At 66.9% G+C, this 21,739-nt stretch carries 26 protein-coding genes; 18 read left to right on the forward strand and 8 right to left on the reverse strand.

The genetic code is table 11. The annotated features are described in order from the left end of the window. Positions 1–75 precede the first annotated feature (75 nt). From AC07R1_RS09710 to codA, 9 genes are all read left to right on the forward strand, one after another. The gene (locus AC07R1_RS09710) at positions 76–1,092 is read left to right on the forward strand and encodes an ABC transporter permease (RefSeq protein ID WP_011062309.1); all 1,017 of its coding nucleotides are present in this window, start codon (positions 76–78) and stop codon (positions 1,090–1,092) included. A gap of 1 nt (position 1,093) precedes the next feature. Next, on the forward strand, positions 1,094–1,993 hold the full coding sequence (gene ddpC, locus AC07R1_RS09715; protein ID WP_015636372.1) for a D,D-dipeptide ABC transporter permease: 900 nt from the start codon (positions 1,094–1,096) through the stop codon (positions 1,991–1,993). Further along, a complete protein-coding gene (locus tag AC07R1_RS09720) occupies positions 1,990–2,985 on the forward strand; it encodes an ABC transporter ATP-binding protein (protein WP_342402375.1) in 996 nt (331 codons plus the stop codon). Before ddpC ends, AC07R1_RS09720 begins: the two co-directional genes overlap by 4 nt. Further along, positions 2,982–3,953, forward strand: a complete 972-nt coding sequence (locus AC07R1_RS09725; RefSeq protein WP_342402374.1) for an ABC transporter ATP-binding protein — start codon at positions 2,982–2,984, stop codon at positions 3,951–3,953. Before AC07R1_RS09720 ends, AC07R1_RS09725 begins: the two co-directional genes overlap by 4 nt. A 101-nt stretch (positions 3,954–4,054) precedes the next feature. After that, on the forward strand, positions 4,055–4,678 hold the full coding sequence (locus AC07R1_RS09730; RefSeq protein WP_011062313.1) for an NUDIX hydrolase: 624 nt from the start codon (positions 4,055–4,057) through the stop codon (positions 4,676–4,678). 86 nt (positions 4,679–4,764) lie between these two features. Beyond that, a complete protein-coding gene (locus tag AC07R1_RS09735) occupies positions 4,765–5,139 on the forward strand; it encodes a hypothetical protein (protein WP_065363198.1) in 375 nt (124 codons plus the stop codon). After that, complete coding sequence (locus AC07R1_RS09740) at positions 5,136–5,333, forward strand: helix-turn-helix transcriptional regulator (RefSeq protein WP_011062315.1); 198 nt, start codon at positions 5,136–5,138, stop codon at positions 5,331–5,333. The genes AC07R1_RS09735 and AC07R1_RS09740 overlap by 4 nt, the downstream gene beginning before the upstream one ends. Before the next feature lie 172 nt (positions 5,334–5,505). Next, positions 5,506–6,777, forward strand: coding sequence for a cytosine permease (codB, locus tag AC07R1_RS09745; RefSeq protein ID WP_019092929.1), 1,272 nt, complete (start codon positions 5,506–5,508; stop codon positions 6,775–6,777). A gap of 170 nt (positions 6,778–6,947) precedes the next feature. Next, positions 6,948–8,204, forward strand: a complete 1,257-nt coding sequence (gene codA, locus AC07R1_RS09750; protein ID WP_072444590.1) for a cytosine deaminase — start codon at positions 6,948–6,950, stop codon at positions 8,202–8,204. Positions 8,205–8,273: 69 nt separating this feature from the next. On the opposite strand, the gene AC07R1_RS09755 is transcribed toward codA, so the two are convergent. Next, a complete protein-coding gene (locus AC07R1_RS09755) occupies positions 8,274–9,263 on the reverse strand; it encodes a diaminopimelate epimerase (RefSeq protein WP_495110472.1) in 990 nt (329 codons plus the stop codon). A 181-nt stretch (positions 9,264–9,444) separates the two neighbouring features. Next, positions 9,445–9,915, reverse strand: a complete 471-nt coding sequence (locus AC07R1_RS09760) for an Lrp/AsnC family transcriptional regulator (protein WP_445495198.1) — start codon at positions 9,913–9,915, stop codon at positions 9,445–9,447. A 241-nt stretch (positions 9,916–10,156) separates the two neighbouring features. Here AC07R1_RS09760 and AC07R1_RS09765 point away from each other — a divergent pair, with 241 nt between their 5' ends. Then, on the forward strand, positions 10,157–11,308 hold the full coding sequence (locus AC07R1_RS09765) for an MFS transporter (RefSeq protein WP_011062322.1): 1,152 nt from the start codon (positions 10,157–10,159) through the stop codon (positions 11,306–11,308). Between the two features lie 257 nt (positions 11,309–11,565). Here the strand turns inward: AC07R1_RS09765 and AC07R1_RS09770 are convergent, their stop codons facing one another. The 4 genes from AC07R1_RS09770 to AC07R1_RS09785 form a co-directional block, all read right to left on the reverse strand. Next, positions 11,566–14,004: a TonB-dependent siderophore receptor gene (locus AC07R1_RS09770; protein ID WP_495110473.1), complete on the reverse strand. Its 2,439-nt coding sequence runs from the start codon at positions 14,002–14,004 to the stop codon at positions 11,566–11,568. 97 nt (positions 14,005–14,101) lie between these two features. Then, positions 14,102–15,085, reverse strand: a complete 984-nt coding sequence (locus AC07R1_RS09775) for a FecR family protein (protein ID WP_065363193.1) — start codon at positions 15,083–15,085, stop codon at positions 14,102–14,104. 43 nt (positions 15,086–15,128) lie between these two features. After that, on the reverse strand, positions 15,129–15,629 hold the full coding sequence (locus AC07R1_RS09780) for a sigma-70 family RNA polymerase sigma factor (RefSeq protein WP_011062325.1): 501 nt from the start codon (positions 15,627–15,629) through the stop codon (positions 15,129–15,131). A gap of 93 nt (positions 15,630–15,722) precedes the next feature. Beyond that, on the reverse strand, positions 15,723–15,875 hold the full coding sequence (locus tag AC07R1_RS09785; RefSeq protein WP_011062326.1) for a hypothetical protein: 153 nt from the start codon (positions 15,873–15,875) through the stop codon (positions 15,723–15,725). Between the two features lie 124 nt (positions 15,876–15,999). On the opposite strand from AC07R1_RS09785, the gene AC07R1_RS09790 reads away from it, so the two are divergent. From AC07R1_RS09790 to AC07R1_RS09800, 3 genes are all read left to right on the forward strand, one after another. After that, positions 16,000–16,575, forward strand: a complete 576-nt coding sequence (locus AC07R1_RS09790) for a helix-turn-helix domain-containing protein (protein WP_123430448.1) — start codon at positions 16,000–16,002, stop codon at positions 16,573–16,575. Positions 16,576–16,644: 69 nt separating this feature from the next. After that, on the forward strand, positions 16,645–17,091 hold the full coding sequence (locus AC07R1_RS09795; RefSeq protein ID WP_015636386.1) for a hypothetical protein: 447 nt from the start codon (positions 16,645–16,647) through the stop codon (positions 17,089–17,091). 41 nt (positions 17,092–17,132) lie between these two features. Further along, on the forward strand, positions 17,133–17,579 hold the full coding sequence (locus AC07R1_RS09800; RefSeq protein ID WP_011062328.1) for a GNAT family acetyltransferase: 447 nt from the start codon (positions 17,133–17,135) through the stop codon (positions 17,577–17,579). 17 nt (positions 17,580–17,596) lie between these two features. On the opposite strand, the gene AC07R1_RS09805 is transcribed toward AC07R1_RS09800, so the two are convergent. Further along, positions 17,597–18,013 (reverse strand): hypothetical protein, encoded by a 417-nt coding sequence (locus tag AC07R1_RS09805; RefSeq protein ID WP_011062329.1) that lies wholly within the window; start codon positions 18,011–18,013, stop codon positions 17,597–17,599. Positions 18,014–18,218: 205 nt separating this feature from the next. Further along, complete coding sequence (locus AC07R1_RS09810; RefSeq protein WP_011062330.1) at positions 18,219–19,034, reverse strand: AraC family transcriptional regulator; 816 nt, start codon at positions 19,032–19,034, stop codon at positions 18,219–18,221. A gap of 540 nt (positions 19,035–19,574) precedes the next feature. On the opposite strand from AC07R1_RS09810, the gene AC07R1_RS09815 reads away from it, so the two are divergent. The 5 genes from AC07R1_RS09815 (at position 19,575) to AC07R1_RS09835 (ending at position 21,736) form a co-directional block, all read left to right on the forward strand. Further along, entirely contained in the window at positions 19,575–19,892 is a 318-nt protein-coding gene (locus AC07R1_RS09815; RefSeq protein WP_015636389.1) for a YXWGXW repeat-containing protein, read from the forward strand. A 48-nt stretch (positions 19,893–19,940) separates the two neighbouring features. Then, positions 19,941–20,522: an RNA polymerase sigma factor gene (locus AC07R1_RS09820; RefSeq protein ID WP_015636390.1), complete on the forward strand. Its 582-nt coding sequence runs from the start codon at positions 19,941–19,943 to the stop codon at positions 20,520–20,522. Further along, a complete protein-coding gene (locus AC07R1_RS09825) occupies positions 20,519–20,950 on the forward strand; it encodes a hypothetical protein (RefSeq protein WP_011062333.1) in 432 nt (143 codons plus the stop codon). The genes AC07R1_RS09820 and AC07R1_RS09825 overlap by 4 nt, the downstream gene beginning before the upstream one ends. Positions 20,951–20,958: 8 nt before the next feature. Then, positions 20,959–21,426 (forward strand): periplasmic heavy metal sensor, encoded by a 468-nt coding sequence (locus tag AC07R1_RS09830; RefSeq protein WP_011062334.1) that lies wholly within the window; start codon positions 20,959–20,961, stop codon positions 21,424–21,426. Between the two features lie 91 nt (positions 21,427–21,517). Continuing rightward, entirely contained in the window at positions 21,518–21,736 is a 219-nt protein-coding gene (locus tag AC07R1_RS09835) for a YXWGXW repeat-containing protein (RefSeq protein ID WP_011062335.1), read from the forward strand. Positions 21,737–21,739 lie beyond the last annotated feature (3 nt).

The following is a 21,739-nucleotide window of genomic DNA, read 5'->3' on the forward strand; positions in this document are numbered from 1 at the left end:
GCGCCGGGTTGCCGTGTCCCCGGCGAGGGGCCGTCGTGCCCCCTGCCGTTCGTCAAGCGTTAACGAGGTTGCCTCATGGCCTTCCTGAATATGTTGCGCAAACGCCTGCTCGGCCTGTTGCTGGTCGTGGTCGGGGTTTCGCTGATTACCTTCACCATCTCGCACCTGATTCCCGGTGACCCGGCGCGGCTGATCGCCGGCGACCGGGCCAGCGATGCCATCGTGCAGAACATCCGCCACCAGCTGGGCCTGGACCTGCCGCTGTACCAGCAGTACGGGCGCTACATGCTCGACCTGCTGCACGGCGACCTGGGCACCTCGATCCGCACCAGCCGCCCGGTGCTGGAGGACCTGCAGAGCTTCTTTCCGGCAACCCTGGAGCTGGCCCTGGCCGCCCTGCTGCTGTCGGTGCTGGTGGGGGTGCCGCTGGGGGTGCTGTCGGCGGTCTATCACAACCGCTTCATCGACCAGATCGCCCGCACCCTGGCGGTCACCGGCATTTCCACCCCGGCGTTCTGGCTGGGGCTGGGGCTGATCGTGCTGTTCTACGGCCACCTCGGCTGGCTGCCCGGCAGCGGGCGCCTGGACGAAGGCCTGGAGCCGCCGCCCACGGTCAGCGGCTTCTACCTGATCGACTCGCTGCTGGCCGGGGACATCCCGCTGTTCCTCAATGCCCTGCAGCACCTGATCCTGCCGGCGGTGACCCTGGGCTTCGTCAACCTCGGGGTGGTGGCTCGGCAGATCCGCTCGGCCATGCTCGACCAACTGGGCGAAGACTACATCCGCACCGCCCGGGCCTACGGCCTGTCGCGCTGGGCGGTGATCCTGCGCCACGCCCTGCCCAACGCCCTGATCCCCTCGGTGACGGTGCTCGGCCTGACCCTGGGCGATTTGCTGTACGGCGCGGTACTGACCGAGACGGTATTCGCCTGGCCGGGGATGGGCGCCTACGTGGTGAAGTCGATCCAGGCCCTGGATTTCCCGGCGGTGATGGGCTTCGCAATCCTGGTGTCGTTCATTTATGTGCTGCTGAACATGGCGATCGACCTGCTGTACCGGGTGATCGATCCGCGCATTGGCGAGGTAAGTTGAGATGTCCGCTCCCTTGAACATTCCCCTGCCACAACCCACCGCCCAGGCCAGCGGCTGGCGCACCCGCCTGGCCTACCTGGGCTACCGCGTGCGGCAAAGCCCGCTGACCATCGCCGGGCTGTGCATGACCCTGCTGGTGCTGCTGTGCATGGCCTTCGCCCCCTGGCTGTCGAGCCATGATCCCAATGCCCTGAACCTGGCCCAGCGCCTGGCCGCTCCCAGCGCCGCCCATTGGTTCGGCACCGACGAAGTGGGCCGCGACCTGTTCAGCCGGGTGCTCCACGGCAGCCGCCAGTCGGTGGGCGTGGGCCTGTTCGTGGCCTTCGCCTCGTGCCTGGCCGGGGGCCTGTTGGGCTGCCTGTCGGGGATCATCGGCGGGCGCTTCGACAGCCTGATCATGCGCCTGATGGACATCATGCTCTCGGTGCCATCGCTGGTGCTGATCATGGCCCTGGCCGCCGCCCTGGGCCCGAGCCTGTTCAACGCCATGCTGGCGATCACCCTGGTGCGCATTCCGTTCTATGTGCGCCTGGCCCGGGGCCAGGCCCTGAGCATCCGCCAGATGGGCTACGTCAAGGCGGCCCAGACCTACGGCGCCGGGCGCTGGCACATCGTCAGCTGGCACGTGGGGCGCAACGCCATGCCGCCGCTGCTGGTGCAACTGAGCCTGGACATCGGCAGCGCCATCCTCATGGCCTCGGCCCTGGGCTTCATTGGCCTGGGTGCGCAGCAGCCCACCGCCGAATGGGGGGCGATGGTGGCCACCGGGCGCAACTTCATCCTCGACAACTGGTGGTACTCGACCTTTCCCGGGCTGGCGATCCTGTTCACCGCCACCGGTTTCAACCTGCTGGGTGACGGCATCCGTGACCTGCTCGACCCACGGCAACAGGGGAAATGACCATGAGCTCATCCGCCGTTCTCAACATCGACAACCTGAGCCTGGAATTCCCCGCCTACCGCAGCAATGTGCAGGCCCTCAACGGCGTGTCGCTGCACGTCAACCCGGGGGAAATCGTCGGCGTGGTCGGCGAATCCGGCTCGGGCAAGTCGGTGACCGCCATGCTCAGCCTGCGCCTGCTGCCCGAGCGCAGCTACCGCATCACCTCCGGCAGCCTCAGCCTGCTGGGCCGCGACATGCTCGCCACCCCGGAAAAACAGCTGCTGCAGATCCGTGGCCGCGACGCGGCGATGATCTTCCAGGAACCGATGACCGCCCTCAACCCGACCCGGCGCATCGGCCGGCAGATGCTCGACGTGATCATCCATCACCAGCGCCTGAGTCAGGACGAGGCCCGGGCCAAGGCCATCGCCCTGCTGCGCGACATGCACATCGCCGACCCCGAGCAGGTGCTCCAGGCCTACCCCTTCGAGCTGTCCGGCGGCATGCGCCAGCGGGTGATGATCGCCCTGGCGTTTTCCTGCGATCCGCAGTTGCTGATCGCCGACGAGCCGACCACCGCCCTGGACGTGACCGTGCAGCGCCAGGTGCTGCTGTTGCTGCGCGAGAAAGCCCGGCAACGGGGCACCGCGATCCTCCTGATCACCCACGACATGGCGGTGGTCTCGCAGTTCTGCGACCGGGTCTATGTGATGTACACCGGCGCCGTGGTGGAGCAAGGCAGTACTGCCCAGGTCATGCTCGACCCGCAACACCCCTACACCCGTGGCCTGCTCAGCGGCCTGCCGGAGCAAGTGCGCCCCGGCGAGCCGCTGCTGACCATTCCCGGGCAGGTGCCCAACCTTGCCCACCTGCCCGGCGGCTGCACCTTCCGCGAGCGCTGCAGCCAGGCCATGGCGGTGTGTGCCCAACGGCCGCCGCTGCATTCGATCAACGCCAGCCAGCAGCACAAGAGCGCCTGCTGGCTGGCTGCCCCGGAGTCCGCCCAATGAATGCTTCGCAACCCCGGGCCGGCAGCGAGCCGCTGCTGCGCCTCAACGATGTACAGGTGCGCTTTCCCCTGAGCAATGACTGGCTGGGCCGGCCACGGGCCTTCGCCCATGCCCTGAACGGCATCGACCTGGAACTGCGCCCCGGGGAAACCCTAGGCATCGTCGGCGAATCCGGCTGCGGCAAGAGCACCCTGGCGCAACTGCTCATGGGCCTGGTCAAGCCCAGCAGCGGCGACCTGCGCTGGGCCTACGCCAGCGACCGCGAGCGCCACAGCCACGTGCAGATCGTGTTCCAGGACCCGCAGTCGTCCCTCGACCCGCGCCTGCCGATCTGGAAGATCATCACCGAGCCGCTGTTCGCCCTGGGCAACACCCCAATGGCGCAGATGCGCGAGATCGCCGCCAAGGTGGCGCAGCAGGTAGGCATCCGCGGCGAATACCTGGAGCGCTACCCGCACCAGTTCTCCGGCGGCCAACGCCAGCGCATCGCCATTGCCCGGGCCCTGGCGTCGAACCCGGACATCATCGTCCTCGACGAGCCGACCTCGGCCCTGGACATCTCGGTGCAGGCGCAGATCCTCAACCTGCTGGCGGACCTGCAACGCAGCCGCGGCCTGACCTTCGTGCTGATCTCCCACAACGTCTCGGTGGTCCGGCACATGGCCGACCGGGTGGCAGTGATGTACCTGGGGCAGATCGTGGAGCTGGGCAGCGCCGAACAGGTGCTGGAGCGCCCGCGCCACCCTTACACCCAACTGCTGCTGGATGCAGTGCCGCGCCTGGGCGCCCCCCTGGCGGACAGCCAGCTCTCGGCGCCCACCGAACTGCCGGGCAACCGCAAGCTGCCCGCCGGCTGTTTCTTCTTCGACCGCTGCAGCCGCCGCGGCCCGGGCTGCGAGCTGCCGCAACAGCTGCTGGGCGATGCGACGCAGCAAGTGCGTTGCCATCGGCAACAGCTCACCGGGTGATCCCACCGCGCCACGCCGCCGGCCACGGCGTGGTGCTTGCTCCCGGCGCGCCCAGGGCTTAAAACAAGCGCCTTCTCTCTGACGTTGCAGGAACCTCTCTCATGGAAAGCAGCTGGCTGACCCACGCCAAACGCCTGCAAGCCATCGCCTCCACCGGCCTGCATTTTTGCCGCGACGTGCATGATCGCGAGCGCTACCAGGAAGTCGCCGAGATCGCCCACGACATGCTCGCGCAGCTGGGCAACGTGCCCCTGGAACGCATCAACGAACTGGTCTCGGACTTCGCCCAGCGCTACTCGACGCCGATGGTGGAAGTGCGCGGCGCGCTGATCGAGGACGGCAAGATCCTCCTGGTGCGCGAGCAGCACGACGGCCTCTGGGCCTTGCCCGGGGGCTACGCCGATGTGGGCCTGTCGGCGGCGCAGAACATCATCAAGGAAATCCGCGAAGAAGCCGGGCTGCAGGTTTCGGTGCGCCAACTGTACGGCCTGCGGCACAAGGCCAAGGGGCCCTACAAGCCCGATCACCGGGACTTCTACAAGCTCTACTTCCTCTGCGAACGGCAAGACGCCGAGGCCCCGATGGCCGGCAGCGAAACCAGCGACGCGGCGTTCTTCGCCCCGGACCAGTTGCCGCCGCTGTCCCAGGGACGCACTGTGGAACGGGATATCCAGGAGGCCTTCGACTTCCACGAAGGCCGGCGCAGCGTGGCCCTCTTCGACTGAGCGTGACGGCGTTAATGTAAAGCACCCTTGACATGAAAAAGCGCCTCCCCTAATGTAAAGGACACTTTACTAAAAGGAGATCGCCCATGGGCACCAAACGCTATTTCAGGGAATTCGGCCTGGCCTTGCTGGCCTACATCGCCTGCGTGCTGCTGAGCAGCCACTGGCTGGCGGACATGAACCCGGGCCCGGGCAAGATCGCCCTGGCCCTGGTGCCGGTGGTCCCCATGGTGGCCATGGCCCTGGCGGTGGTGCGCCAGTTGCGACGCATGGACGAACTGGCCCGGCGCATCCAGCTCGAAGCCCTGGGCCTGTCCTTTGTCTGCACCGCGCTGATCACCTTCAGCTACGGCTTCCTGGAAACCGCCGGCCTGCCCCGGCTCTCGATGTTCTACGTATGGCCCGTGATGGGGCTGGTCTGGGCCCTGGCCACGGTGGCCGGCGTGCGGCGCTACCGATGAACAACCAACTGCGCGAACTGCGCACCCGGCAAGGCTGGTCCCAGGCCGAACTGGCCACCCGCCTCGAGGTGTCACGGCAGACGGTGAATGCCATCGAGACCGGGCGCTACGACCCCAGCCTGCCCCTGGCGTTCAAGATTGCCCGGGCCTTCGAGATGCCCATCGAAAGCATTTTCAGCCCCGACGAGGACTGAACCGCCGGTGAACCAATCTGGCCCAAGGGTGCACCGCTTTCGCCCCCGGGCCACAGGCACCCGGTGCAGGGGCACGGGCATCGGCTATAACTGCTGGGGCGCCCGGCCCTGCCGTCAAGGATTGGCACGGCGCCTGCAACAGCGTGGCATCACTGCGACCAGGGACAGGCCCATGACCCAGCACGAACCCGGCAACGACTACCCCTTGAGCGAAGTTCCGCAGCACGCCCGCAAGGGCCTGGCCTCCATGGCCATGGTGCTGCTGGGCTTCACCTTCTTCACTGCCACCATGTTCGCCGGCGGCAAGCTGGGGGTGGCCTTCGACTTCACCACCCTGCTGGTGGTGATCCTCGTCGGCAACCTACTGCTGGGGATCTACGCCGCCAGCCTCGGCTACATCGCCTTCAAGAGCGGGCTGAACACGGTGCTGATGGGGCGCTTCTGCTTCGGCGAACGGGGCAGCAAGCTCAGCGACCTGATCCTGGGTTTCACCCAGATCGGCTGGTACGCCTGGGGCACCGCCACCGCCGCGGTGGTGCTGGGCAAGTATTTCCAGCTGGATCCGGGTGCGGTACTGGGGCTGATGCTGCTGTTCGGCATGGCCTTCTGCGCCACCGCCTACATCGGTTATCGCGGCCTGGAGATCCTGTCCTGGATCGCGGTGCCGGCCATGGGCCTGCTGTTGCTGCTGTCGATGTGGGTGGCCACCCGGCAGGTCGGCGGCCTCGACGGTTTGCTGGGGGTCACGCCAAGCGCCAGCCTGGACCTTTCCAGCGCCATCACCCTGGTGTTCGGCACCTTCGTCAGCGGCGCCACCCAGGCCACCAACTGGACCCGTTTTTCCCGCTCGGCGCGGGTGGCGGTGAGCGCCAGCCTGATCGGCTTCTTTATCGGCAACGGCCTGATGGTGCTGATCGGTGCCTACGGCGCCATCGTCTACCAGCAGCCGGACGTGGTCGAAGTGCTGCTGCTCCAGGGTTTTGCCATGGCGGCCATGGCCATGCTGCTGTTGAACATCTGGAGCACCCAGGACAACACCATCTACAACTTCGCCGTGGCCGGCTGCAACCTGTTGCGCACCGACCGGCGCAAGACCGTGACCCTGGTGGGCGCGCTGATCGGCACCCTGCTGGCGATGCTCGGCATGTACGACCTGCTGGTGCCCTACCTGATCCTGCTGGGCACGGTGATTCCGCCGATTGGCGGGGTGATCATGGCGGACTTCTTCTACCGCTGGCGTGGCCGCTACCCGCGCCTGGCCGACAGCCAGTTGCCGGCCTGGAACTGGCCGGGCCTGGCCGCCTATGGCCTGGGCACCCTGGCGGCCTTCTGCTCGCCCTGGGTCGCGCCGCTGGTGGGCATCGGCGTGGCCAGCCTGAGCTATGTCCTGCTCAGCGCCTGGCTCGGCGCCCGCACCAGCGCCACCCTCGACGCCCGGGCCTGAACCCGGGCCTTGCCCTCCCGGCGCGTTCCGGGTCTATCATGACCCGCCCCGAACCACCTGCCTGCTTCGACCGGTACCGGTTGAAGCACAGCCCAATGACCGAGGGACAAGGGCCGCCGCCCGGATCCCACGGCTGAACCGCTGATTGCCCGACCCGAGGAACCGCTCCGATGCTGATCACCAACGCCCGCCTGCGCCACCGTGAAGGCCTGCACCAACTGCACCTGGAAAACGGCCGCATCGCCCGCATCGTCCAGCAGGGCCCGGACGCCCCCACCGCCGCGCCGGCCTTCGGCCCCGAGCACCTGGATGCCGGCGGCAACCTGGTGGTGCCGCCCTTCGTCGAACCGCACATTCACCTGGACGCCACCCTCACCGCGGGCGAGCCGCGCTGGAACATGAGCGGCACCCTGTTCGAAGGCATCGAGTGCTGGGGCGAACGCAAGGCCACCATCACCGCCGAAGACACCCGCGCCCGCGCCCACAAGACCATCCGCGCCCTGGCCGCCCACGGCATCCAGCATGTACGCACCCATGTCGACGTCACCGACCCGGACCTCACCGCCCTCAAGGCCATGCTCGAAGTGCGCGAGCAAAGCGCGCACCTGATCGACCTGCAGATCGTCGCCTTCCCCCAGGAGGGCATCGAATCGTTCCGCAACGGCCGCGAGCTGATGGAAGAAGCCATCCGCCTGGGCGCCGATGTGGTGGGCGGTATTCCGCACTTCGAATACACCCGGGACCAGGGCGTGAGCTCGGTGAAGTTCCTCATGGACCTGGCCGAACGCACCGATTGCCTGGTGGACGTGCACTGCGACGAAACCGATGACCCGCATTCGCGCTTTCTTGAAGTGCTGGCCGAAGAAGCGCGCAGCCGGGGCATGGGCTCCCGGGTCACCGCCAGCCACACCACCGCCATGGGCTCCTACGACAACGCCTATTGCGCCAAGCTGTTCCGCCTGCTGGGGCATTCGGGCATCAGCTTCGTCTCCTGCCCCACCGAAAGCATCCACCTGCAGGGGCGCTTCGACAGCTTCCCGAAACGCCGCGGCGTGACCCGGGTCAATGAGCTGCTGGAGGCCGGGATGAACGTGTGCTTTGGCCAGGACTCGATTGTCGACCCCTGGTACCCCCTGGGTAACGGCAACATCCTGCGGGTACTGGAAGCCGGCCTGCACATCTGCCACATGCTCGGCTACCGCAACTTGCAGAACGCCCTGGACCTGGTCACCGACAACAGCGCCAAGGCCCTGGCCCTGGGCGAGCGCTACGGAATCGAAGAAGGTCGCCCGGCGAACCTGCTGATCCTGTCTGCCGACAGCGATTACGAAATGATCCGCAGCCAGGGCCTGGCGCTGTACTCCATCCGCCACGGCAAAGTGCTGATGCAACGGCAGATGGCCCAGGTGCAATGGCAAGACGCATGACCTGCAAAAAACCGTAGGCGCCAGCTTGCCGGCGAAGGCGCCCGTCAGATCGCTTTCGCCGGCAAGAAGCTACAAGCGCACGGCCTGACCAAACAGGCAGACCCGGCGCAGCTCGCCATCCTGTTCCTCCAGGCGCAACGGCGCGGTGCCGCCGGGCATCACCACCTGCACCTCGCCAGCCTTGACCCAGCCCACCCGCCACGCCGCGCAGGCCACGGCGCTGGCGCTGGTGCCCGAAGAGGCGGTCGGCCCTTCGCCGCGTTCGAACACCCGGGCGACGATGCGCTGCGCCGATTCCCGCGCCGCCCATTGCAGGTTGACCCCCGCCGGGCACGGTTCGCCGCTGCCCAGGGGCAAGGCAAAAGCAGTGGCCGTCAGCCCTTCGGCCAGGGGCGCTTCGAGCATCTGCGGGTTGCCGGGCAAGGCCTCGGCATCCTCCAGCAGGGTCACGCAGTGCGGGTTGCCGATGCGCACGAACTGGCTATGCTCCCACCGCGGGTCGAGTGCCTGCAACGGCGCCACCCGGCTCAGCTCGCGACCGTTCAAGGTCACCGCCTCGACGCCAATGGCGGCCACCGCCTCGGGCCCGAAGGACGGCTGGCCGAGGTCCAGCCAGAACCCTGGCACCCCCGCCACCCGGGCCGGCTCCACCACGGTGGCCACCGGCGAGGTACCGGTGGGCTGGTCATGGTGCACCTGCAACAGGGTTGGCCCCTGCTCGGCCAGCAACCCCTGCTCGGCCAGGGCCTGGGCAAAGATGGTCAGGCCATTGCCACTGCGCTCGGCCAGGGTGCCGTCGGTGTTGACGATCAGCAGATCGAAGGGCGCCACGTCCTGGAACGGCCCCACCAGCAGACCGTCGCTACGGTGGGCCTTGGCCCCCGGCGGGCGGGTGCCCGGAGCCCAGTCACAGAGGGCGGCGATGGCCTGCTCGCTCCACAAGCGCCGGTCCCGCGCGGCCTGGGCGGCGCTGTCGGGCAAGGCGACCCCCAGGCTGCGCAACCGCGCGGGTGTCACCACCCCATAGATGTTGCCCCGTGCATCGTAGAACGCCGCCATCACACCGCCTCCTGGAAAACCGAGCCGCTGACATTACGGAGAAACCGGCGGCTCGACCAGAGGACAACACCGGCTCAGGCCGGCAAGACGACCTGTGCGCGGTACCCCAGCCGACGCCACCTGCCACAGAAGCCCCTGGGTTCGTGGCTTTCTCGGGCAAGCCCCGCAGGCCCCCTGAACCTCAGCCGGCCGTGGGCACTTCCAGGCCGACCTTGACCCGGTTCATCGCCACCAGGGTCTTGAAGCGCTTGACGTTGGGGTTGTCGAAGAACAGTTCGCGGGTCAGCTGGGTGTACTGGGCCATGTTGCGCACGCAGAAAATCAGCACGAAATCGCACTCGCCGGCCACGTAGTAGCACTGCTGGACCTGGGGGCAGACCTGGAAGTTGCGCTTGAGGGCGTCGATCTGGTCGATGCGCTCACTCTCCACTTCCACCTCGACGATAATGCTCAGTTCGTGCCCCAGGGCGTCCGGCGCGACGATGGCGCTGTAGCGCTCGATCACCCCCTCGTCGCAGAGGCGCTTGAGCCGCCGGTTGACCGCCGCGGTGGACAGGTTGACCCGCAGCCCCAGCTCGCTTTGCGCGGTGCTGGCGTCACGTTGCAGCTCGGCGAGCAGCTTCAGGTCGTAGGCGTCGAGGCTGGCATTCATGGGCAGGAAAACTCCGGGAAGGAACGGCACGCACTGCAACGTTTTTGTGCACAGCCGCCGATTATGCGAAACAAACCGCCAGCCTGCGCAAATTTATTTCACCCGCAACCCTGTGCAGAAGCACTGCGCTGCGGATTTCTGCAACCTTCGAGGGCCAGATTTGTCACAATCCCCACCCGGCCGCCATCACGCCATGGGGGCATCAGGCGGCCGGCAGCGAGTTCGATCGCCAAGGATTTTTATGACTGCCAGCAACACCCACTTCCAGGCCACCCCCGGCCGCCTCGAACAGATGTCCACGCGCATCGCCTTTTTCATCGCCGGCTTCGGCATTGCCGCCTGGGCCCCGCTGGTGCCCTACGCCAAGGCCCGGGCCGGGCTCGACGAAGGCACCCTGGGCCTGTTGCTGCTGTGCCTGGGGGTGGGTTCGATCCTTGCGATGCCGATTGCCGGCGCCCTGGCCGGGCGCTTCGGCTGCCGCAAAGTGATGGCCGGCGGCACCTTGCTGATCTGCCTGGCCCTGCCCTTGCTGGCCACCCTGACCTCGATTCCGCTGCTGATGGCCGCGCTGTTCATGTTCGGCGCCGGGCTGGGCGGCGTGGATTCCACGGTCAACCTGCAAGCGGTGATTGTCGAGCGGGCCAGCGGCAAGACCATGATGTCGGGCTTTCACGGGCTGTTCAGCCTGGGCGGGATCGTCGGCGCCGCGGGGGTCAGCGCCCTGCTCGGCCTGGGCCTGTCGCCACTGGGCGCGACCCTGGTGGTGATCGCCCTGATGCTGCTGGCGCTGCTCAAGGCCGCGCCGCACATGCTGCCCTATGGCAGCCAGAGCTCGGGCCCGGCCTTTGCCGTGCCCCATGGTGTGGTGCTGTTCATCGGCTGCCTGTGCTTCGTGGTGTTCCTCGCCGAAGGCGCGGTGCTGGACTGGAGCGCGGTCTTCCTCACCGCCGAGCGCGACCTGGATGCCGCCTACGCCGGCCTGGGCTACGCCGCCTTCGCCCTGACCATGACCCTGGGCCGCCTGACGGGCGATGCCATCGTCCATCGCCTGGGCGCGCGCCGGGTGATCATCATCGGCGGCACCACCGCCGCCGCTGGCCTGTTGCTGGCGACCCTGGCCCCGGCCTGGGAGGCGGCGCTGGTGGGTTATGCCCTGGTGGGCGCGGGTTGCTCGAACATAGTGCCGGTGCTCTACACCGCCGTGGGCAAGCAGAACGTCATGCCCGAAAGCATCGCCGTGCCGGCCATCACCACCCTGGGTTACGCCGGCATCCTGGCCGGGCCGGCGGTGATCGGCTTCATTGCCCATGGCAGCAGCCTGAGCGCGGCCTTCGGCCTGATCGCCGTCCTGCTGCTGGCGGTGGCCGCCAGCGGCAAGGTGCTCAAGGTCTGAGCCACTAAAGCACAGCATTGCACCAGGGATTCGCCGCCCTCCCTGTAGGAGCTGGCTTGCCAGCGAAGGGGCCGCCAATCAGGGCCCATCCTCCAGAACCTGCGCCGCTCGGGGGATTCGCCGGCAAGCCGGCTCCTACAGGCGCCGCCTTCCCTGTAGGAGCTGGCTTGCCAGCGAGGGGCCGCCAGCCATGGCCCATCTCCCAGAACCTGCGCCGCTCTGGGGATTCGCCGGCAAGCCGGCGCCTGTTGCGGGGGTCAGAAGCCGACGCTGGCCTGGACAAAGAAGGTCCGGGGCGCGCCCACGTAGATCCCCGAGTTGTTGTCGCTGGAACGGGTGAAGTACTGGCGGTCGAAGACGTTCTTCACGCCGGCCCCCAGCTTCAGGTTCGACAACTGCGGCCCGAAGTCATAGCCACCACGGATGTTCCACAGCACATAACCCGGCATGTCGCCGTACCGGCCATCGGCGCTGCCATCGGTGATGTAGTTGCCGTTGAAGCTGCCGTTGGCGTTCACCCCGGTGCCCGGCGAGTGCTGCTTGGACTGGGCGAAGGCGTCGATGTTGTAGGTCCAGCGGTCAATGTCGTAGCGCAGGCCGACAGTGGCCACCTGGCGCGAGTAGAACGGCAGGTCGCGGCCCTTGAAGCCGGGGATCTCGCCTTCATAGCTGGCGCGGGTGTAGGTGAAGCCGGCGTTGGCGGTCAGGCCGTCAAGGCGCGGGTCCAGGGCTGCCAGGTCGTAATGCATCGAGGCCTCCAGGCCCTGGTGCTTGGTGGCCCCCAGGTTGGTCCAGCCCACGTCGTTGCTGATGTATTGCAGCTCGTCGTCGAAGTCGATGTAGAACAGCGTCACTTCACCGCCCCACACATCATCGTTGTAGCGGGTGCCGATCTCGTAGGTCTTGGCCTTCTCCGGGCTCAGGCCGTTGGCGGTCTGGTCGCCCTTGCCGCCCTGGCCCAGCTGGAAGTACTGCAGGCTGCCAAAGGAAGTCTCGTAGTTGGCGAACAGCTTCCAGGCATCGGACAGGTGATACATCACGCTCAGGGCCGGCAGCGGTTCGTTGCTGTCGATGCTGCGGCGCTTCTCCTGCACTCGCACGCCGTTGGTGCCCGGGACCGGCCGGTCGTGCCAGTTGGTGCTGATGTCCTCGAAGCGGATGCCCGGGGTGATGGTCCAGTTGCCGACGTCGATCTTGTCGTCGATGTAGTAGGCATTGGCCTCGGTGCCGCCGGTACGGTCCTGGTAGACATGGCCGTCGGAATCCGCGGTGAGCACCGGCTGGTTGTTCACCAGGGCCACGCGGCTGGCCTGTTCATGCATGCCTTCCTTGAGGTAGCGATAACCCACGCTGACTTCCTGGGTGGTGGGCCCCAGGTCGAACACATGGGACACCCGTGGCTCGATGCCAAAGGTGTAGTAGGTGCGCGGGTAGGAGACCAGGGTCTTCTGGTCGCTGGCGGCAATGTTGCTGCCGCGGAAGCTGTCGGAGTAGTAGGTCAGCACTTCGAACTGGGTGCGGTCGTCGACCTGGCGCTGGTACTTGAAGGACACATCCTTGCGCCGGCCGCTGAAGTTGTCCCAGTCGCGATCGGAGTCGTAGGGCTTGGCGTCGTACTGCTTCTGGGTCAGGCCGCCGGGCATGTCGGCGGTGGCGTCGTAGTAATGCAGGTTGAACCAGAACTCGTCCTGCTCGGTGGGTGCCCAGTGGGTCTTGAGGATCACGTCGTCGATGTCGTTGCCGTTGTTGCCCTCGCGGTAGCCATTGCCGTTGACCCCGGAATACAGCAACGCCACCCCCAGGCCGTTGTCCGCAGTGCCGCCAAGGAAAGCCGTGTCGATGTGCTTCCAGCCACCCTGCCGTGAGGTTTCCAGGGTGGTGCCGATTTCCCCGGTGGCCTTTTCCGGAATCGCCCGGGTCACGAAGTTGATCACCCCGCCGACGTTCTGCGGCCCGTAGCGTACGGAACCGGCGCCGCGCACCACATCGATGCTGTCCAGGTTGCCGGAGGAAATCGGCGCCATGGACAACTGCGGCTGGCCATAGGGTGCAAAGGCCGCCGGCACGCCGTCGATCAGCACCGTGGAGCGCGGCGACAGGCGCGAGGTCAGGCCGCGCACGCCGACGTTCAGGGAAATATCGCTGCCACCGGTGCCGTTGGCATCCTGGACCTGCACCCCGGGCACCCGGCGCAGCACGTCGCCGACGTTCATCGCGCCCTGCTCCACCATGGCCTCGCGGCGGATCACCGTACGTGCACCGGGGTGGTTCTGGACCTTTTGCACATCGGCATCGCCCAGCCAGTCGCCCACCACGCTGATGCTGCTGGTGCCCAGTTCCAGGGCACCGCCCGTGGCTGCCGGAGCCGGGCTCAGGGTCACCGAACCGCCGTCGATCCGGTATTGCAGGCCACTGCCCTGGAGCAACTGGCCCAGGGCCTGTTCCGGGGACAGGTTGCCGTCCACCGCCGGGGCCTGCTTGCCGACCACCAGCTCGGGGCTGAAGAACACCTGCAACGAGGTCTGCAGGCCCAACTGGCTCAGGGCCTGGCCCAGCGGCTGGGCCTGGATGTGAATGGCGGCTTGCCCGGCCTGGGCCTGGGGCAAGGCCGCACTGACCGCCAGGGCCAGGGCCAGGGGCAGCCAGCGGCGCGCGGGCAACGGGGATACGGCGGGAGAAACGGCTATTTTTTTCACGTCGGCGGCAGTCCTGTCGATCACACAAAGGTGCGTCTGTTAATGCAAACCAGTTGCAGTTGGACAAGAAGACGATGAACTGAAAAAAAACCTGAATCTAACGTGAAAAAATTTCCTGGCTACCGTCGGCAAGGGTCCGCACCTCCACCGGCAGGATGCTCGGCAGGGCCTTGAGCAGGGCCTGGGTGTCGTCGGACTTGAACACGCTGGTCAGGCGCAGCTCACCCACTGCGGCGCTGGCCACCCGCAGGGGCTGTTCGCGATAACGCGAGACTTCGGCCACCACCTCGGCCAGGGAGGCGTTGTTGAATACCAGCTTGCCGCTGCGCCAGGCCGTGAGCGCCTCGGGGTTCACCGCGTAGGCCTGAGCCACCTTGCCGTGCTCATCGACATGGGTGCCCTGGCCCGGGGTCAGGGCAATGAAATCATCCGTCGCGGCGTCGCGCCCCTGCACCTTGACCCGGCCCTGCTCCACCGCCACCCGGGTCTGGCGTTCATCGCGGCGCACATCGAAGCGGGTGCCGGTGACCGTGACCTTGCCCGCTCCCGCCGCCACCACGAAGGGCCGATCCGTGTCGTGCTCGACGTTGAACAGGGCTTCGCCTTCCACCAGCTCGATCAGCCGCTGGTTCCGGGCATAACGCACCTGCAGGTGGCTGCGGCTGTTCAGGTCGACCTGCGAGCCATCGGGCAAGGCCACATGGCGGCGCTCGCCCAGGGCGGTCACGAATTGCGCACTGTAGGAAACCGGCTGGTTGAGGCCACTGAACAGCCCCAGGCCCACGGCCAGCGTCGCCACCCCGGCAGCCAGGGCAAAGCGCAGCAGCGGGCGCCGCCGGGCCTTGGCCGGCGGGGTGGCGCACAGCGCTTGCAGGCGCGCCCTGGGCACCAGGTCGGTGGCCGCCCACAGGGCTTCGAGCAACTGGAACTCGTGCCGGTGCTGCGGATCCTCGGCCAGCCACTGCTGGAACCGCAGTTGCTGCTCCGGGCTCACCTCGGGCTCCTGCAGCCGCGTGAACCAGGCCGCCGCCTCGTCACGAATCCTGGCCTGCGCGCTGGCGCAATCGCGGCTGTCCATCATGCAAATTCCTGTTTGGCAGAGGGTGAGAAATCGCCACGACTGATCATGGGGCCGACCCGTCCAGACGGTCGCGCAGATGCCGCAGGGTGCGGATCATATACTTTTCCACCATGTTCTTTGACAGCCCCAGGCGCTCGGCGATCTCGGCCTGGGTCAGGCCCTCGATCTTCTGCCAGACAAACACCTTGCGACAGTTGACCGGTAACTCGCCAAGCGCCCGTTCGATGGAATCGGCCAACTGGATCGCGTGCATGAAATGCTCCGGGTCGCCGCTGGGCGACACGCTGAGGTGGACCCCCTGTTCTTCCAGGGCACCGCGCCGGTCTTCTCGGCGAAAGGCATCCACGGCGATATTGCGCGCGGTCTGATGCAGGTAGGCGCGCGGCTGCTGCACCGTGGCGGCATCGGATTCCAGCACCCGGACAAAGGTGTCGTGGGCCAGGTCCTCGGCCTGCTGGCGATTGCGCAAGCGCCGGGTCCAGGTGCCGATCAACTCTTCGTAGTGCTCGAAAAAGCCTGGTCTGCGGGGCGGCTTGGCTGTCATCGCGGGGCGCTGGGGAAGTGGGGCGTGAATAGTAATGCTTCGCATTAATGCAGGCAATGGATTCACCGCCCACCTCGCGCCCGGCGGTCGGCCCTAGCGGCTGTACCAGCGCGGCGACTCGACAAACAGGTGAGTCTGCCCCGCCACCAGCCAGTCCCCCAGGCACTGTTGCAGGTGGGCCAGGCAATGCACGGCCAGGTAGATTTCGTGGTACGGAATGACCATCAGGCGCAGGCTCAGGCCCATGGGCCCGCCTTGTACAATCGGTTCATCTCGGCGCCCTTGTTTTATTTATACCGAACAATTAACCGATATAATGAACAGCAAAATTTATCTGCGTCAAGAGAATCAAGGATGATTTAATAGAGATATGAACGATAAAACGAACGACCCAACCTCCCTGTCGCCCATCGGCCTGCTGGCCATGGCCATCAAGCGCGAGCGCCTGAACGCTGGTTTCTCCGTTTCGGAACTGGCCAAGCGGGCCGCGGTGGCCAAGTCCACCCTGTCCCAGCTGGAAGCCGGGCTGGGCAACCCGAGCATCGAGACCCTGTGGGCCCTGGCCCAGGCCATGGGCTTGCAGGTGACGCGGTTTTTCCAGCAACCGGCGCATCAGCTGAAAGTCATCCGTGCCCACGAAGGCACCACCGCCCATGCCGAGGATGCCCACTACGCGGCGACCCTGCTCGATGACTGCCCGCCGGGGGCGCAGCGCGACCTGTATCGCCTGAAGGCGCAACCCGGCCAGGCGCGCCAGTCCAAGGCCCACCTGCCGGGCACCGTGGAACACCTGGTGATCTGCAGCGGGCGGGCCCTGGCCGGGCCTGCGGACAGCCCGGTGAGCCTGGAGGCCGGCGACTACATCCGCTACAGCGCCGACCTGCCCCACGTGTTCGAAGCCCTGGAGGCCGACACCACGGCGATCCTGATCATCGAACATCGCTAGAGCCCGGGCATTTATCTGCAGGGCCAAGTCTGGAATCATGGCCCCCCGCCTCAACAGGAGTGAGCATCAATGCCGTATTTCTCCCGCCGCGCGCCCCTCCTCGGCCTGCTGCTGGCCAGCCTTGCTGCCCAGGCCGCCCCCAAGCAGGACCAGGACCTTCACATCTACTACAGCATGGTGCCCGGCCAGTTCATGCTGATCGGCAAGGAGCCCGATGGCGGGCCGACCTACTCGGGCACCGCGGTGATCCGCTACGAGAACCAGGCCCTGACCCTGGTCAAGACCATCGACGGCAAGACCACCACCGCCACCGGCAAAGTGGAACGGGCCACCATGGCCGAGGCCGATGTGCTGCGTTTCAGCTGGCCGGGGCACAACGCCACCTGCCTGGTGCGCGGCGACCTGGACAACTACTCACGCTTGAGCTGCTACTGGACCCGGGACGGAGTGGACCACAAGGAACCGGGGCTGGAGGCCTATTTCCCCACCGAAACCTGGCCCGGCCATCAGGACTGAAACCCGCCCTTCTGTGCTCCCCCACTTTAGCGAGCCACGCCATGATCCAGATCGTCGAATACAGCAACCCCCACCATCGCCAGCCCGTGATCGACCTGTGGAACCGCAGCTTCGGCTACGACACGGCCCACAACACCCCGAGCCTGGCCATCGACCGCAAGCTCGCGGTGGATGACGCTCTGTTCTTCGTCGCCCTGGACCAAGGACAGGTCATAGGCACCCTGATGGCCGGCTATGACGGCCACCGCGGCTGGCTCTACGCCCTGGCGGTGGACCCGCAACAGCGCCGGCTCGGCACTGGCCGAGCCCTGGTGCGCCATGGCGAACAAGCCCTGCAGGGCCGCGGCTGCCTGAAGATCAACCTGCAGATCCTCAGCAGCAACGCCGCCGTGCAAAGCTTCTACCAGGCCCTGGGCTATCAGGTCGAACCGCGGATCAGCATGGGCAAGGTGATCAGCGCCAACCTCCCCGAACACCTGCGTGGCTAGGGGCCGCCGCCCCGCCCTCACCAGTTGTGCCGGTTGCTGCGCGGTGGCGCCAGCAGTTGCTGGGCCAGGCTGGCGGCCGCCAGCGGCGAGGCACTGTGCAACAGCGGATAACCCCAGAACTTTTCATAGGTATCGGCAAAGGCCTCGACCCCGGCCTGGGCCTCGGGTTCCGGGGCGATGACGATCATGGCCTTGATCCAGCGACGGATCGCCGCCTTGTTGCGTTTCATCCATAACGCCCCCTGCTTGAGCAATGCCTTGCTCTGCTCGGTGTTGCGCTGCGCAGGATCGGGCATGGCATCGCTCATCAGGACAAAGGCCTGACCGCGCTGCATCAACGCCTCCAACTGCTGGAACGGCTCGACTCCCGGCTGCCCGGCGCCTTTGGCGGGGCGCATCCAGACCAGGGGAAAATGCTGATGATCGAAGTACATGGGAACACCTCAAGAAAGCTGACAAACAAGAATGGTTATCATCTTCCCGTATGAACCTGTCCGCATCAGTCGAGATTGACAAATTATTGATCAATCCGGCCAAACGACCGCAGTGATGGAGGTGGCCGTGGCGGTTTTGCAGGCGCTGGTGTGCGTCAAGCAAGGCCCTGCGAGCCTTTGCGCAGCCTCGCGGGCTCGGCAGCGGCTACAGGGGTAGGTCGTGTTCCAGGGCCTGGCGGCGTTCGGCAAAGAAGCGCCCCGGCGGCTGGCCGACGGCTTTCTTGAACATGCGGATAAAGGCGCTGGCGCTGTCATAGCCCAGGGTCAGCGCGACCCGTTCCACCGAGTCGCCCCGGCCCAATTGCTTGAGCCCCAGAAGAATGTGCAACTGGCGCTGCCAGCGGCCGAAGCTCAGGCCGGTCTCGGCCACAATCAGACGGCTCAGGCTGCGTTCGCTGAGGCCGATCTGCTCGGCCCATTGCCCAAGGCTCAGGCGGCGTTCCGGCTGTTCAAGGATCTGCCCGGCCAGGCGCCGCAGCTGTTCATGCCGGGGCATGGGCAGGTGGATCTGCTCCCGGGGCGCCGCCGCCAGCTCGTCCAGGGCCACGGCCATCAACCGCCCCTCGGCACCCTGCTGGTCATAGAGATAGGGCAATTGCGCGCAGCGTTGCAGCAGCTCCTGCAATAGGGGCGACACTGCCAGGGTGCAGCAGGCCTGCGGCAGTGAGCGGGCATGCTCGGGTTCGACGAACAGGCAATAGCCCAGGGCGTTCTCCAACCCCTGGACCCGATGGTCGGTGGCGCTGGGGATCCATACCGCGCATTGCGGCGGGGCCAGCCACAGGCCCTCGGCGCTCTCGCAACTGAGCACGCCGGACAATGGGAACAGCAGCTGGGCCTTGCGATGGCTGTGCCACGGCCGCTCCCAGCGCTGTTCCTGAGTCGAGATGCGCAAGGCGCACACCGGGCGCGCAATCGCATCCGGATCCTGGGGCTGATCCTGTTCGTTCAAGACGGGCATCCACCTTCCTCCACGGCATCGGGCCATGCCCGCCATCCGTCTGACGGCCAGGCAAGCCCTGCAAGGTCGAGGATTGTGCCGGGCCCCTGGGGGTTAGCCAAGAACCGCGGGGCACACCGCTATTCATCCCAGCGCCCTAGCGGTAATAGCCATAGCGATAGCAGCAGCCGTGGTAGTGCCCGGGGTAAACCACGCAACCGCCCAGGGAGAGCAGGGTGGCCATGACAATCAGCAGTGCAATGCGACGGGACATGGTGAATTCCTCATGGGTTCAGTGATACGACCGGCAAGCGCCACTGGCGACCATCGCCAGCCGTGGCTGCACGGTTACTGATTCAACGGCGCAGCGCGCAGAGATCCGTCGCCGCCCCTGCACAAATATTTCCAGCCGCCGCTGCCCGCGCCCTGCCCCCGCCAGCTGAACCCGGGTTGAACCGGGCGCGGATAAAAATTTCATTTGCCCGCGACGGATTCCCCGCCCATCTATCGTTGAACCCATCAGCTGCGTTCATCAGCGAACGCAGGCCTGAAGGAGTCATCATGAAGCTTGTCCGTTCCCTGCTGCGTCTGCGCACGTTGCTGCTGATCCCCCTGGCACTTGGTGCGCTGGCAAGCACGCCCTCCTATGCCGAAACCATCATCATCCAGCAGGCACCACCGCCCATGCGCTATGAGCCGATGCCGGTGGCCCGCCCCGGCTACGCCTGGGACCGCGGCAACTGGCGCTGGCGCGGGCACGGCTACGTCTGGGTGCCCGGCCACTGGCAACCGGTGATGCAGCGCGGGCACTGGATGCCCGGCCATTGGCAGGCCCATGGGCCGCGCTGGTACTGGGTCGAAGGCCGCTGGGTGCGCTGATGCCGTGATGCCCTGGACTACCCCGTTAGCGCACCGAGACTTGCCCACTTGAACGAAACCGACCCGGATCTGGAGTTGCTCAAACGCATCGGCAACAACGACGCGCAGGCCGTGAAGGAAATGGTCACGCGCAAGCTGCCGCGCCTGCTGGCCCTGGCCAGCCGGCTGCTGGGGGATGCCGACGAAGCCCGGGACATCGCCCAGGAGAGCTTCCTGCGGATCTGGAAACAGGCCGCCAGTTGGCGCAGCGAACAGGCACGGTTCGACACCTGGTTGCACCGGGTGGCGCTGAACCTGTGCTACGACCGCCTGCGCCGGCGCAAGGAGCATGTGCCGGTCGATAGCGAGCACGCCTGCGAGGCACTGGACACCCGCCCGGCGCCCGATGAACAACTGGAGGCCAGCGCGCAGAGCCGGCGCATGGCCCAGGCCCTGGACCAGCTGCCGGATCGCCAGCGCGAGGCGATCGTCCTGCAGTACTACCAGGAACTGTCCAACACCGAGGCCGCGGCGCTGATGCAGATCAGCGTCGAAGCCCTGGAAAGCCTGCTGTCGCGGGCCCGGCGCAACCTGCGCAGCCACCTCGCCGAGGCCCCCGGCGCGGACCTCTCAGGAAGGAGAAAACCATGACCCCCGAACGCTTCGTGCACCTGGCCGACGCCTATGGCGCCGACCTGCAACGCTGGCCCAGCGCTGAACGCGCCGCCGCCCAGGCCCTGCTCGACTGCGGTGATGCCCAGGCCGTGGCAGCCCTGCGCCAGGCGCACTGGCTCGACAGCCAGCTGGACCGCTACCAGGTGCCCGCACCGAGCCCGGCCCTGGCCCAGCGCATCATCGCCGCCGCGCAGCAGCCCGGCGCGCCGTTCTGGAGCCGCTACGCCGGCTGGCTGGCCTCCCTGGGCTGGGTCGGGGTCGGCCTTACCGGAGTCGCCGCCGGCATGCTTGCGGTGGCCCTGAGCCTGCCGCTGTCGACCTCCGCCGAGGCCCTGCCCAGCGTGTTCGACCAGAGCGATGCGGAATTCGTCCTGAGCATCAATGCCGAGGAGGCCGAACAGTGAGCCTGTCCATGCGTGCGCTGAAAACCTGCCTGGTGCTGTCGCTGCTGATCAACGTGTTCCTGATCGGCGGCGTGGCCGGCGGCCTCTATCAGTGGCTTGGCCACCCCAAGCCGGCCCAGGCCCTGGCGGTACCCCAGCACGGCCTGCGCCAGGCCATGGCGCAGATGCCGGAAGAGCGCCGGCGCCAGTTGCGCCAGTTGCTGCGCCAGACTCGCATCGATAGCCAGCCGCTGATCATCGCCGGGCGCGAGGCGCGCCAGGCGGTGGTGCGTGAACTGGGGGCCGAACCACTGGACCGCAATGCCCTGGATGCCCAACTGGGCAAGTCCCGGGATGCCGACATCGCCCTGCGGGCCCGGGTCGACGAGGTCCTGGCCGACTTTGCCGGCAGCCTGTCGCTCAAGGAGCGCCAGCAACTGGTGGACGCCATGTACCTGCGGGGCCCGGGGAAAAACCGCGCAGCCAATAGAGATTGAAGGCCCGGCGACGGATTTCGCCCCGGGCCACGTTCAACCCTCAACCGCCCGCGATGGCCGCGGGCCCACTGCCCCCCTCAGGAAACCGCCCATGCTTCGTACGATCCAAAGCATTCTCATCGCCACCTTGCTTGGCACCACCCTGGCAGGCTGCGTGGTGGCCCCGGCCCATCCTCGCCGGCCGCCACCGCCGCCGCCCATTGTCGAGGTGATTCCGATGGCGCCGGCGCCGAGCTATCACTGGGTTGCCGGGCATTACCGCTGGCACGCCGGCCAGTGGGTCTGGACACCGGGGCATTGGCGCTATTGATGG

Source organism: Pseudomonas sp. GW821-FHT07F01 (assembly GCF_059418825.1).